The 12,180-nt window shown below is 72.2% G+C and carries 12 protein-coding genes; 3 read left to right on the top strand and 9 right to left on the bottom strand.

Annotated elements, in window-relative coordinates; genetic code table 11:
• Positions 1-244 precede the first annotated feature (244 nt).
• Positions 245-1,693 (top strand): serine hydrolase domain-containing protein, encoded by a 1,449-nt coding sequence (locus tag OG406_RS06200; RefSeq protein WP_266850825.1) that lies wholly within the window; start codon positions 245-247, stop codon positions 1,691-1,693.
• A 157-nt stretch (positions 1,694-1,850) separates the two neighbouring features.
• Complete coding sequence (locus tag OG406_RS06195; protein WP_329184564.1) at positions 1,851-2,333, top strand: hypothetical protein; 483 nt, start codon at positions 1,851-1,853, stop codon at positions 2,331-2,333.
• Here the strand turns inward: OG406_RS06195 and OG406_RS06190 are convergent.
• The 9 genes from OG406_RS06190 to OG406_RS06150 all read right to left on the bottom strand — a co-directional run bounded on the left by OG406_RS06190 (position 2,318) and on the right by OG406_RS06150 (position 10,482).
• Positions 2,318-2,533 (bottom strand): hypothetical protein, encoded by a 216-nt coding sequence (locus OG406_RS06190; protein WP_164372195.1) that lies wholly within the window; start codon positions 2,531-2,533, stop codon positions 2,318-2,320. The two genes, OG406_RS06195 and OG406_RS06190, sit on opposite strands and share 16 nt — an antisense overlap.
• A 62-nt stretch (positions 2,534-2,595) precedes the next feature.
• Positions 2,596-2,946, bottom strand: a complete 351-nt coding sequence (locus tag OG406_RS06185) for a UBP-type zinc finger domain-containing protein (protein WP_164372196.1) — start codon at positions 2,944-2,946, stop codon at positions 2,596-2,598.
• Positions 2,943-4,412, bottom strand: coding sequence for an ATP-binding protein (locus OG406_RS06180; RefSeq protein WP_329184561.1), 1,470 nt, complete (start codon positions 4,410-4,412; stop codon positions 2,943-2,945). Before OG406_RS06180 ends, OG406_RS06185 begins: the two co-directional genes overlap by 4 nt.
• Positions 4,409-6,085: an FAD-dependent oxidoreductase gene (locus OG406_RS06175; protein ID WP_267049249.1), complete on the bottom strand. Its 1,677-nt coding sequence runs from the start codon at positions 6,083-6,085 to the stop codon at positions 4,409-4,411. Before OG406_RS06175 ends, OG406_RS06180 begins: the two co-directional genes overlap by 4 nt.
• Positions 6,086-6,179: 94 nt before the next feature.
• Entirely contained in the window at positions 6,180-7,481 is a 1,302-nt protein-coding gene (locus OG406_RS06170; protein WP_329184557.1) for a DUF4032 domain-containing protein, read from the bottom strand.
• A 203-nt stretch (positions 7,482-7,684) separates the two neighbouring features.
• Positions 7,685-8,500, bottom strand: coding sequence for an N-formylglutamate amidohydrolase (locus OG406_RS06165; RefSeq protein ID WP_164372200.1), 816 nt, complete (start codon positions 8,498-8,500; stop codon positions 7,685-7,687).
• A gap of 117 nt (positions 8,501-8,617) precedes the next feature.
• Positions 8,618-9,070, bottom strand: coding sequence for a Crp/Fnr family transcriptional regulator (locus OG406_RS06160; protein ID WP_081220755.1), 453 nt, complete (start codon positions 9,068-9,070; stop codon positions 8,618-8,620).
• Positions 9,071-9,265: 195 nt separating this feature from the next.
• Complete coding sequence (locus OG406_RS06155; RefSeq protein ID WP_266850814.1) at positions 9,266-10,075, bottom strand: VOC family protein; 810 nt, start codon at positions 10,073-10,075, stop codon at positions 9,266-9,268.
• A 191-nt stretch (positions 10,076-10,266) separates the two neighbouring features.
• The gene (locus OG406_RS06150) at positions 10,267-10,482 is read right to left on the bottom strand and encodes a DUF4177 domain-containing protein (RefSeq protein ID WP_081220757.1); all 216 of its coding nucleotides are present in this window, start codon (positions 10,480-10,482) and stop codon (positions 10,267-10,269) included.
• A gap of 168 nt (positions 10,483-10,650) precedes the next feature.
• On the opposite strand from OG406_RS06150, the gene OG406_RS06145 reads away from it, so the two are divergent.
• The gene (locus tag OG406_RS06145) at positions 10,651-12,159 is read left to right on the top strand and encodes an aminotransferase class V-fold PLP-dependent enzyme (protein WP_329184552.1); all 1,509 of its coding nucleotides are present in this window, start codon (positions 10,651-10,653) and stop codon (positions 12,157-12,159) included.
• The last annotated feature ends 21 nt before the right edge of the window (positions 12,160-12,180 follow it).

Genomic DNA, 12,180 nt, shown 5'->3' with positions numbered 1-12,180 from the left:
GAGATGCCTGTTTTTTCGTGGCATCTCCGAAGTCGCGTACACGTACGAACAGTTCAGGCCGCGGTTCCCGGACCGCCCGCCGCGCGATCCGCGGGTTCGTACGGGAGGACGCGAAGGCCTTCGCGCCGGCCGGCCATGGACACGCGAGGGGCGCCCCGGAAAGATGCCGTCTGCACACAGTGTCTCCTCTGGAGCACCGTGCCGCGCAGCCGTCCACCGCCCGAGCCGTCCGGAGGCCGTCCGTATGAGTGCCCGTCCGCTGCCCGTCAGCACGCCCGCCGAGCAGGGAGTCGACGCCTCCGGGATCACCGCGTTCCTCGACGCCGTCGAGTCCGCCCCGGACATCGAGCCGCACAGCCTGATGATCCTGCGCCACGGGCACCTCGTCGCCTCCGGCTGGTGGGCCCCGTACACGCCCGAGCGCCTGCAACTCCTCTACTCGCTCAGCAAGAGCTTCACGTCCACGGCGGCCGGACTCGCCGCCGCCGAGGGCCTGTTGGACCTCGACGAGCCGGTGCTCTCCTACTTCCCCGAGTTCGACGCGGACATCACCGACCCCCGCAGCCGGGCCCTGCTCGTCCGGCACGTCGCCGCCATGGCCTCCGGGCATCTCGTCGACACCTGGGGCGACGCGGTCCTGCTCGACCCGAAGGAGACCGTCCGGGGCTTCCTGCTGATCCCGCCGGACCGCGAACCGGGGACGGTGTTCGCCTACAACCAGTCCGCCACCTACGCGCTCGCGAGCATCGTCCAGAAGGTGACCGGCCAGTCGCTGACCGGCTGGCTGCGGACGCGGCTGTTCGACCCGCTGGGCATCGGCGAGACGGCCTGGACACGGAACAGGGCCGGCCGGGAGATCGGCTTCAGCGGGATGCACGCGGCGACCGACGCGGTCGCCCGGCTCGGACAGCTCTATCTCGGCCAAGGCGTCTGGGAGGGGCGGCGGATCCTGCCCGCCTCGTGGATCAGCGAGGCCACCCGCGCACACGTCTCCACCGCGGACGGCAGCCCCGAGGGCGCCCGCTCGGACTGGCAGCAGGGGTACGGGCTCCAGTTCTGGCGGTCGCGGCACGGCTACCGGGGCGACGGCGCGTACGGACAGTTCTGCGTCGTCCTGCCCGAGCACGACGCGGTGATCGCCACGACCGCGGCGACCGAGCAGCTGCAGGAGCTGCTGAACCTGATGTGGCGGCATCTGCTGCCCGCCTTCGGAACCGCGCCGCTGCCGGCCCAGGACCACGGCGGAGCCGACGAGGCCCTGGGGCGGCGCCTCGCCCGGCTCGCCCTCCCGCCGGTCGCCGCGACCCCCGAACCGGCCGGACGGACCCACGTGTGGTCGGACACGGCCTTCACCCCGGCGGGCGGACACTGCGACGCGGTTCCGACCCTCACGCGGGTGCTCGTGGCCGACGGCGACCAGGGCCGGCGCGTCACGCTGGTGGAGGGCGACACGCGGCTCGACCTGCGGCTGGGAACCGGCTGGACCCTCGACGAGGGGCCGGCGCCCACGGCGGTCAGCGGCGGCTGGACCGACCCGGACACCCTGAGCGTCGACGTGCTGTTCGTGGAGACCCCGCACCGCCTCACCGTGACCTGCTCGCTCCCCGACGGGACGTTCACCGCGCGCTGGCACACCACCCCGCTGCACGCGCGTTCCCTGCACTCTCTGCGAGCACCCTCGTACCCGGCGTGAACCGGCCATAGCGGAACGCCATGCCGCGCCACCCCTTCCGCCCCAGGGCGAAGTCCACCACCATGCATATGCCGAGGGACTGAGGCACGACCGCGGGCCCCCGGTCCGTGCCCGACTCCGCGTCCGCAGGACGGAGCGGACGACCCCGGGGTGAGCCATGACGAACGCGACGTGGACCCAGAGTGTGGAGTGGCTCGCCGCCGCCGCGACGGACCCGAAGGTGTGCAAACGGGAGTGGGACCGGGGGAGCGGCGGCGTGCTCCTGGAGGCCGGGCGCTACTGGGACGTGCTCAGCGTCCCCGAGCCGCTGGGCCTGATCGCCCTCGACATCCTCTGGTGCGATCCGGCCATGCCCCCGGGCCCCACCCTGCTCGACGCCGCGGCCCACCGTGTCGGCTTCTTCCTGCCGCCGGACCCGGCCAGCAGATGGGTGGGCGCGGGGCTGCGTCACCTCGGCAGGGGGTCCTGGGTGGCCGTACCGCCGCCCTACCGGTCCGCCGGGTCGCTGGAGTGGGTCATTCCGCCGGACGGAACCGGCGCCCTGCATCCCGCCCTGCCGCTGGAACTGGCGCTGCGCCAGGCCAACGGCACTCTCGCCGTGCTGCCGCCCCGGCCCGGTTCCCGCTACCCGGCTCCGTAGAAGTGCGCCTGACCGCCACGCCACTTGACCCAGGCCGGATCGTCCAGCAGATCCTCGGCGTCCGGCAGTCCGGCCCGGCTGAGGAACTCCATCAGATCCTCGTCCGAGAACGCCACGCCGAGGCTCTCGCCACGCGCGGTGACCTGACGGCCGCTGGTGTTCAGGGCCGGATGCACTACCAATGGAGCCCGTCCGGACATGTCTCCAGGATCGTCCTCTCCGGCGCGTCGCGCATCCGGACGGGCGAACCGGGCCGCGGGACTCAGCGCAGGGTCTCGGCCCAGTTCGCCGGCACACGTCCCGCCGGCCCCGGAGTGGGCTGGTCCAGCGGGTGGCTTCCCGGCGGAGCGAGCTCGGGCCCCGAGTCGTACAGCTCCGAGGTGTCGTAGTCCCAGAACCAGTTCTCGCCGGGCTCGAAGCTCTGGATGACCGGGTGTCCGGTGCTCTGCGCGTGCGAGGTGGCGTGCTTGGAGGGGGAGTCGTCGCAGCAGCCGACATGGCCGCACTGGGCGCAGCGCCGGAGGTGGAACCACCAGCCGCCGGAGGCGTCGCACTCGGTGCAGCCGGTGCCGCTCGGCGGGACGGAGGGATCGATTCCGTTCGGCGTGGTCATGTCGACTCCTCAGAGGTGTCAGGGGTGCCAGGGGCGGCAGGGGTGTCCGAACCGGTCAGGGGGAGGCGGACCTGGAAGCGGGTGTCCCCGGGCGTGGACTGGACCGCCAGGCTGCCGTGGTGCTTGTTGGCGACGATCCGCCAGGAGATGTCCAGGCCGAGGCCGGTGCCCTCACCCACCGGTTTGGTCGTGAAGAACGGGTCGAAGATGCGGTCACGGATCTCGTCGGGCACCCCGGAGCCGGTGTCGTGGAACTCGACGAGCACATGGTCGCCGTCGCGCGCGGTGCGCACCGTCAGCTTCCCCTCTCCGTCCATCGCCGAGACGGCGTTGTCGATGAGGTTCGTCCACACCTGGTTCAACTCGCCGGGATAGGCGGGGATCCGGGGCAGCGACCGGTCGTACTCCTTGGCGACCTTGATGCCGGAACCCATCTTGCCGGCGAGCATCATCAGGGTGCTGTCGAGCAGTTCGTGCACGTCGGCGACCTGGTAGGGCGCGCGGTCCATCTGCGAGTACTGCTTGGCCGCGTCCACCAGGTGCGAGATACGGGTGGTCGAGTCCTCGATCTCGTTCATGAGCAGTTCGGTCTCGACCGTGTAGTTCAGCCAGCGGACCGCGCCTTCGAGAGTCGGCCCGTCCACCGCCGCCGCGACCTGGTCCAGCCAGTCGGTGTCGAGCCCCGCCTGCACGAACGTCGGCGCCAGCTGCCAGCCGCCGGCGATGTCGTGGTCGTCGAGCCAGTCGCCGAGCGCGTCCTCCCGGTCGGACGCCTCCATGGGGGTCAGCGGCGTGGCCTTGGCGACCTGTTCCGCGGTCCGTTCCTGGATCTCGACGAGCGTCTCCAGCGTGTCGCGCGCGTAGGGGCCGGACGCGATGACGCCGAGCTTCTGCCGCATGTGCGCCACCCGGTCACGCAGCGCCGAGGTGGCCCGCACCGCCGCGGCGGCCGGGTTGTTCAGCTCGTGCGTGAGACCCGCGGACAGCGAGCCGAGCGCGAGGAGCCGCTCGCGCTGCCCGATGGTGCGCTGGGTGTTCTGGCTGCCGAAGAACATGCCCTCCAGCAGGTGCACGGCCATCGGGAACCAGTCCCGCAGGATGGCGGCGAACTTCTCCGCCGGCAGCACGAAGAAGCGGGAGGGCTCGGTGACCCGTACGGACCCCTTGTAGACCTCCTCGTTCCGGCCGTTCAGATAGGCCTGCATCGCCCCGGCGTACACCCCGCGCTGCGAGGTCCGGCTGATCTCCACGTCGTCGCCGCCGACCCGCCGGGACATCACCACGGTGCCTTCGAGCAGCACGTAGAAGCAGGTGGCCGGGTCGCCCTCGGTGTAGACCGGTCCGGGTTCGAACAGCTCGACGCGGCCTTCCCGGCACAGCCGGTCGAGCTGGTCGTCGTCGAGCTTCTCGAACAGGAAGAGCGTGCCGAGTTCCGCGACGTCGCACGGCGTCTGTTGCCCGCTCACGACTGCTCCAGATAACGGTGGACGAGCATGACGGCCATGGCTCCCTCTCCGACCGCGGACGCGACCCGCTTCGCCGACTCCGCGCGGGCGTCGCCGGCCACGAACACGCCGGGCACGTTGGTCTCCAGGTGGTACGGCGGCCGGTCCAGTTCCCAGCCGCGCGGTGGCTGGCCGTCGGGCGTCATGTCCGGTCCCGCCATGATGAATCCGCGGCCGTCCCGCAGCACCGTTCCGTCCAGCCAGCCGGTGAGCGGCGCCGCGCCGATGAACACGAACAGCCATTGCGCGTCGACGAGTTCGGTGTGGCCGCTCTCCACGTCGCGCAGCGTCAGCTGTTCCAGGTGGTCGCCGCCGTGCGCCGACTCGACGACCGTGCCGGGACGGACCGTGATGTTGGGCGCGTTCTCGATCTGCTCGATCAGGTAGTGCGACATCGACGCGGCCAGCGACGCACCGCGCACCAGGATGGTCACGGACTTCGCGCCGCGCGCCAGGTACATCGCGGCCTGGCCGGCGGAGTTCGCGCCGCCCACGATGTACACGTCGTGGCCCTGGCAGGCGGCCGCCTCGGTGAGCGCCGAGCCGTAGAACACTCCGCAGCCCGTGAGGTCGTCCAGGCCGGGCGCGTCCAGCTGCCGGTACGACACGCCGGTCGCGAGGATCACCGCGTGCGCCGAGATCGAGGAGCCGTCGGAGAAGCGGATGGTCCGCGACGCGCCGGTCACCTCCAGTCCGGTCACCTCGCGCGCGGTGAGGATCTCGGCGCCGAACTTGGCCGCCTGCCGCCGCGCCCGGTCGGTGAGCTGGGCCCCGGAGACGCCGTCGGGGAAGCCGAGATAGTTCTCGATCCGGGAGCTCTGGCCCGCCTGCCCGCCGGTCGCGGACCGCTCCACGAGCACGGTCCGCAGGCCCTCCGACGCCCCGTACACGGCGGCGCCGAGTCCCGCCGGACCGCCGCCGATCACGACGAGGTCGTAGAACTCCGAGGTGGGTGTCGTGGCCAGCCCGACGTGCGCCGCGATGTCATGGTCGTCCGGCTCGACGAGGGGCGTGCCCTCCGGGGTGATCACCAGGGGCAGCCGCTGCCCGTCCTGTCCGGCGGCCCTGAGCAGGCGCTCGCCCTCCGGTGTGTCGGAGGAGTACCAGCGGTACGGCACCTGGTTCCGGGCCAGGAACTCACGGACGCCCGAGGAGCGGGCCGACCAGCGGTGCCCGACGACCTTGCAGGCCCCCACGGGCTTGTAGTCGCTGACCCGCCAGGCGTCCAGGAGGTCGTCGACCACCGGGTAGAGCTTCTCCTCCGGCGGGTCCCAGGGCTTGAGCAGGTAGTGGTCGAGGTCGATGACGTTGATCGCGTCGATCGCCGCGTTCGTGTCCGCGTACGCGGTCAGCAGCACACGACGGGCTCCCGGAAAGACATCGATCGCCTGTTCGAGGAACTCGATGCCGTCCATCTGCGGCATCCGGTAGTCGGCGAGGATCACGGCCACCTGGTCCCCGCGCAGCTTCAGCTCGCGCAAGGCGTCGAGGGCAGCGTCCCCGGACTCGGCGCGCACGATGCGGTGCTCCTCGCCGTACCGCCGCCTGAGGTCACGGGCGACGGCGCGCGACACCCCGGGATCGTCATCGACGGTCAGAATGACGGTCCGCGCTGGACTGGCGGCCTGGGTCATTGGTCTCCCACCCCGAGAGGTCAGTTGCGTCGCCGCCCGACGGACGCCGCGAGGCACGCCGGGCGGACACAGCCCCAATCGTATGTACGATCGGTCACCTTTGCTCAGGAACCGGGTGGGCACCGGGCGGCTCGGGCTCGTCCACCTGGGGCGACAGGGGCTCCCGGACCTTCGGGAGGATGGTGCCGACGTAGTCCTCGACCGCCGTGTCCAGGCCGATGTCGTGCTGGGCGCGCTCGGACAGGAACCAGCGGTGCTCGAGGATCTCGTGGTACAGCTCGGCCGGGTCCATGGATCCCCGCAGTTCGGCCGGCACGGCCCGGACCGTCGGCCGGAAGACGTCCCGGACCCAGCGGTGGGCGAGGACCTCCGGCCGGGCGGACCCCGCGGGCGCGCCGCCCGTGCGGTGACCGGAGCCCGCGGGCGCGTAGTCGTCCTGGGTGGCCATCCAGCTCTCCAGGTCGTTCAGGAGCCGCCGGGCCTGGTTCTCCTCGGTGTCGAGACCGGTCAGCCGCAGCAGCTGGCGCTGGTGATGTCCGGCGTCGACGACCTTGGGAACGAACGTGACCGTGTCGCCGCCCGAGGAGTGCGCGATCTGCATCTCGGCGACGTCGAACCCGAGATCGTTCAGCCGGCGGATACGGCGGTCGATGTAGTGGTACTTGCCCGCCGGATAGACGGAGGTGCGGGTCAGTTCCTCCCACAGGCCCCGGTAGCGCGCGCAGATCTCCGTGCCGAACTCGATCGGGTCCACCGAGGGGTGCAGCGCGCCGGCCGCCTCCAGGTCGAGCAGTTCGCCGCTGATGTTGACCCGGGCGAGATCGAGGTCGTACTCCCGCTGCCCGCTGCTGAGCTGGGGATGCAGATCGCCGGTCTCGGCGTCCACGAGATACGCGGCGTAGGCGCCGGCATCGCGCCGGAACAGGGTGTTCGACAGCGAGCAGTCGCCCCAGGCGAAGCCGGCCAGGTGCAGCCGCACCAGCAGGACGGCCAGCGCGTCCATCAGCCGGTGCATGGTGGCGGGCCGCATGGTCGTCTCGAACATCGACCGGTACGGCAGCGAGCCGCCCAGGTGCCGGGTGATCAGCACGGACTCCAGCGGCTCACCGGCGGCGTCGGTACGCCCGGTGACCACGGCGAGCGGGTCGACGGCGGGGATCCTCAACCGGTCCAGACCGAGGAGCAGTTCGTACTCGCGCACCGCGGGCCGCTCGGCGAGTTCCTTGACGGCCACCACCTCGTCACCGGCCCGCGCGTAGCGCACCACGTGCCGGGAGATGCCGCGCGGCAGCGGCACCAGATGGTGTTCGGGCCACTCCTCCAGGGGCAGCTGCCACGGCAGTTCGAGCAGGAGCGCGGGGTGCTCCGGGTTGGTGGCGCTGATCTGCAGAGCCATGACTGGGCCGCCCTCACCTCATGATCGAACGCTGTTGCGGCTCCAGCATCTACGAATGATCGCCGGGGCGGAAGACGCGCCGGGCGTCGCCCGACAGGAACGGCGCGGCGGTCTCCTCGTCCAGGTCCAGCCCGGCGAGGTGCTCCAGCGCCCGACTCGGCCTGAAAATCGGGTGGTTGGACCTGAAGAGGACCCTCCGGCAGCTACCCGCCCGCGGTGTCGACGAGCATGGTCAGTGCCGCGACCAGCCGCGCGAATCCGGGGCGCAGCCGGCCGCCCGGCTCGGTCATGTACGTGTCCCTGCGGATCTCCACCATCAGGGCCGTGACCGCCGGTTCCCGTTCGTAGTACCGCAGGGGCACGTAGGCGCCCGAGAAGGGGCTGTCGATCCCGACCCCGCCCAGGCCCGCGAACGCCTTCTCCGCGAGCGCGACCAGCTCGGGCGGGGTGTGGAAGGAGTCGGTCCCCAGGCAGACCGCCGGCCGCGGCCCGTCGCCGTGCAGCTCGTAGGGCAGCCGGGCCGTCGGGTAGGAGTGGATGTCGACGACCACGGCCCGCCCGGTGGCGGCGAGCCGGCCGGCGACCGCGTCGGTCATCGCCTGCGCGTACGGGTGGAAGTAGCGGTCGACCAGTGGCCCCGGATCGGTGTCGGCCGGTCGCAGCGGCGCCCGGTGCGTGGTCCGGGTGTAGACGGCCCCCATCCCGGCCGCCAGCATCTCCTCCCGGTCGTCCGGGAACCGCTCCGGGTCGACCACGAGCCGGGAGAGCCGGTTCACGAAACGCCAGGGGGTGAGCCCGGCCCCCTCGGCCACGGCCGCCGCCAGCTCGTCGGTGTGCGCGTCCGTGATGTGGTCCAGCTCGCCCTCCAGCGCCGCGTCGCCGAGAACGATCCCGGCGCGGACCGGCGTCGGGATCTCCCGGGCGGAGTGCGGCACGTGCAGGATCACGGGCGAGTGGACCGCGCCGGGCAGCAGCTCGAAGGAGTCGGGGGAGGCCGCGGAGTCGAGAGTGTCGTCCATACGGACTTCCTATCCCAGCCCGGCCGCTCCGTCGCGTGGAGGCGGGGCAGGTGCTCCCGTCGCGGGCGGCCGGCAGACACCCCGGGGGGAGCCTCGGCCGGCCGGCCCGCGGGTCTCCTAGCCGCTGCCGCCGTGGCGCGCGTAGTGCTCGATGAGGGCCGCCCGGGTGGTCTCCAGGCGGTTCGCCAGGATGGCGCCGATGGTCCGGGTCAGCGACAGCTCCAGGGTCGGGTCCTGGTCGCACAGGGCCCGTACCTCGGTGGCGTCGAACTCGTAGGCGCGGACGGGGCTGAACGCCTCCGCTCCGAAGTCCCAGGTGTGCGGGCGGAACAGCCAGGACCAGCCCAGCAGGTCTCCGGGGCCTAGCTGCGCGACGGTGATGCGGCGTTCGGCGATGACCCGCTGGTACAGGGACACCGTCCCGGAGCGGACCACCCAGAAGCGGTCGGCGGTGCCGCCCGCCTCGAAGATCGGACCGTCGGCGGGGAAGGAGACCTCGCGCGCCACCCCCATGAGCCGTTCGCGGTGCTCGGGGGAGAGGGCGGGCAGGAGCCGGAGAGCAGTGGGCATCGCGGACCTCCATCGGGCCGCCGCGAAACCGCGGGGGTCGGCGGCACCTGTCGTTCCGGTGGTATCCCGTCACCTTCCATTGGAGCCCGAACGGAGTAATCCGTCGCGTCGTAGGGGGTGTGGATTCTCGGGAGGCGGCCGGCGCCCGGCAGGGAGGCGGCCTGTCACGTCAGGCGGCGTCGGCGTCCGGCCGGGTCATCCGGCGACCCGGTCCCGGGAGGTCACGGTGAAGCGCGCCCCGTCCGGATCGGTGAGGATCGCCTCCATCGAGCCGAACCCCTGCTGGTGGGCTGTGCCGCCGTGGTCGCGGGCCGCGCGGACGCAGGCCTCGACGTCGTCCACCGCGAAGTGGACCTGCCAGTGCGGCCGCACCGTCGGGTCGGGGCCCGACTCGACCGCTCCGGAGTAGATCCGGGCCACCACGTCGTCGCCGCTGCGCAGCACGACCTCGTTGCCCTCGTAGTGCACCTCGCAGCCGCCGGGGGCCGCGGACGCCCACCGCAGGACCTCCCCGTAGAAGATGGCCGCGTCGAAGGCGTCCCGGGTGTGCAGCCGTACGTACGACGGGGCCGCCTGCCGCCAGCGCTCCCAGCCGGTCACGAGCTGGCCCTCCCAGATGCCGAAGACCGCGCCGTCGCGGTCCGCCAGCAGCGCGGCCCGCCCCGGCGGGAGCGAGATCGGTCCCACGGCGGTGGTGCCGCCGCGCTCCTGGCTGCGGGCCACCGTCTCGTCCGCCGAGGACACGGCGAAGTACGGGATCCAGGCGACCGCCGTCCGCGCCACGAAGTCGACCTCCGAGACACCGGCGACCGGGATGCCGTTCGCCCGGGCGACCCGGTACCCGTCACCCATCCTGGTGGCCGAGGACCAGTGCCAGCCGAGGACCGCGGTGTAGAAGCCCTGGGCTTCCTTCAGGTCGCGTGTGGTCAGGCTGACCCAGCACGGTGCTCCGGACACCGAACTGCTGGTGACGACATCGGGGGTGAGTGTTCCATCGCTCTGCATCGAGTGACCGTCCTGACGTCTGGCCGGCAGCGGTCGCGGGGGGTGCAGGGCACTCGCCCGGCACCGGACGTCGCCCAGCCGTCGGAGGCCCTCCGTGCCGGAAGGCCTCCGACGGCTCAAAAGCACCTGCGGATCCGCTGTCCCATCGGCTCCAGCATCTCCCGGCTCGGCGCTCCCCGCACGGCGCGGAGTCAGCCGCGCGGCCGCTCCAGGGTGAGCAGCAGACCCTCGACGGCGCCGGGGCCTATGCGCCCCTTGACGTCGGCGGAGGTGATCGCCTTGAGCGCCCAGCCGTCCTCGGCGTGCTTGTTCAGGACCTTCTCCAGCTTGCCGCTGTCCAGCGCGTCGCCGATCAGCGACTCACGGAAGGTGACGACCTTGTACTCGTAGGTATAGGGGTTGCTCATGGCTGCGGGGCTCTCCTGCGTGTTGGATGGCATGGCCGGGGACCACCCAACCACCGATCGCGGGCCCGGCACAGGGACGAACCGGACCGTACACAGAGCTTTGTTGAAACTTCATGAAGTGCCGGTCGGTGGCCCGCGTCCCCGTCCGGCCGGGCGGAGGGGACAGCGATGGAGAAGGCACCCGCGGAAGGCTCCATATCCGGAACGGCGGACAGGCCCGCGAGCTTCGCGGACCTGCGCGCGCGTGAGTTCGGCTACCTCGACGAGGGCGGCCACACCTACCTCGACCACACGGGCGCCGGACTGCCGCCGCGCTCCCTCGTCACCGGCAGCGCGGAGCGGATCACCGGCGGCCTGTTCGGCAATCCGCACTCCGAGAGCCCGGCCTCCCGCGCCTCGGGCCTCCTGCTCTCGGAGGCGCGCCGGGCCGTCCTGCGTCACTTCGACGCCGACCCCGCCGAGTACGCGGTCGTCTTCACCCCCAACGCGACGGGCGCCCTGCGCCTGGTCGGCGAGGCGTACCCGTTCACCCGCGGCAGCCGACTCGTCATGTCGCTCGACAACCACAACTCCGTCAACGGACTGCGCGAGTACGCGCGGGCGCGCGGCGCCACCACGGCCTATGTGCCGGTGAGCGGAAGCGGCCTCCAGATGGATCAGGAGCGGCTGCGCGCCGCCCTGTCCGCACCGGGCCGCGGCATCCTGGCGCGCGCCGGAAGCGGCCTGTTACGCGGGCGCCTCGGCCTCCGCCGCAAGACGAGCGGCGACACCGGCCGCCGGGGACTGCTGGCCTACCCGGCCCAGAGCAACTTCACCGGCGTCCAGCACTCCCTGGACTGGATCGAGCGCGCGCAGCAGCAGGGGTACGACGTCCTGCTCGACGTGGCCGCCTTCATACCGGCCAACCGCCTCGATCTCTCCACCCACCACCCGGACTTCACGGTGGTCAGCTGGTACAAGGTGTTCGGGCACCCGACGGGGATCGGCAGCCTGATAGCGCGCCGCGAGGCGCTCTCCCGGCTCCGTCGGCCCTGGTTCTCGGGCGGCACCATCTACGCGGTCAGCGCCCAGGCGCAGTGGCACGTCCTCGCCGACGACGAGGCGGCCTTCGAGGACGGCACGGTCAACTTCCTCTCCGTGCCCGACGTGACGGCGGGCCTGCGCTGGATCGCGGACGTCGGGATGGACCGGGTACACACCCACGTCACCGCCCTGACCGGCCAACTCCTCACCGGACTCCGCGCGTTGCGGCACAGCGACGGCTCCCCGATGGTCCGGGTGTACGGTCCCGACGACACCGCCGCCACCGGCCGCGGCGGCACGGTCGCCCTGAACCTGCTCGGAGCGGACGGCACCGTCGTCGACGAGCGGGTCGTCACCCGGGACAGCGCCGCACGGGGCATCTCCCTGCGCACCGGCTGCTTCTGCAACCCGGGCGCCGGCGAGGCGGCGTTCGCCCTGCCGCTGCGCCGGCTCCACTCGGCGGCACGCGGACTGCCCCGCTCCCTGGAGGAGTACCTGGATCTCCTCCAGCTCCCCTCCGCCGGAGCCGTCCGCGTGTCGGTCGGGGTGTCCTCCCAGCCCGCCGACATCGCGACCTTCCTGGCCTTCGTCGTGGAGACCTACCGTGACCGCGTGCCGGGCAGCACGGGCCTGGCGGCGCGGATGGGGTGCTGATTCCGGAGGGTGCGCCGGTCG

Source organism: Streptomyces sp. NBC_01428, from assembly GCF_036231965.1.
In the GTDB taxonomy this organism is placed as follows: Bacteria; Actinomycetota; Actinomycetes; order Streptomycetales; family Streptomycetaceae; genus Streptomyces.
The sequence above is the reverse complement of the archived record's forward strand: the minus strand, read 5'-3'. Positions and strand labels throughout refer to the sequence as shown.

Coding starts and splice junctions, on each gene's coding strand:
- OG406_RS06150 (WP_081220757.1), bottom strand. CDS start 10,482: ATGAGCAACCCCTATACCTACGAGTACAAGGTCGTCACCTTCCGTGAG.
- OG406_RS06175 (WP_267049249.1), bottom strand. CDS start 6,085: ATGACCCAGGCCGCCAGTCCAGCGCGGACCGTCATTCTGACCGTCGAT.
- OG406_RS06195 (WP_329184564.1), top strand. CDS start 1,851: ATGACGAACGCGACGTGGACCCAGAGTGTGGAGTGGCTCGCCGCCGCC.
- OG406_RS06170 (WP_329184557.1), bottom strand. CDS start 7,481: ATGGCTCTGCAGATCAGCGCCACCAACCCGGAGCACCCCGCGCTCCTG.
- OG406_RS06190 (WP_164372195.1), bottom strand. CDS start 2,533: ATGTCCGGACGGGCTCCATTGGTAGTGCATCCGGCCCTGAACACCAGC.
- OG406_RS06200 (WP_266850825.1), top strand. CDS start 245: ATGAGTGCCCGTCCGCTGCCCGTCAGCACGCCCGCCGAGCAGGGAGTC.
- OG406_RS06145 (WP_329184552.1), top strand. CDS start 10,651: ATGGAGAAGGCACCCGCGGAAGGCTCCATATCCGGAACGGCGGACAGG.
- OG406_RS06160 (WP_081220755.1), bottom strand. CDS start 9,070: ATGCCCACTGCTCTCCGGCTCCTGCCCGCCCTCTCCCCCGAGCACCGC.
- OG406_RS06165 (WP_164372200.1), bottom strand. CDS start 8,500: ATGGACGACACTCTCGACTCCGCGGCCTCCCCCGACTCCTTCGAGCTG.
- OG406_RS06185 (WP_164372196.1), bottom strand. CDS start 2,946: ATGACCACGCCGAACGGAATCGATCCCTCCGTCCCGCCGAGCGGCACC.
- OG406_RS06155 (WP_266850814.1), bottom strand. CDS start 10,075: ATGCAGAGCGATGGAACACTCACCCCCGATGTCGTCACCAGCAGTTCG.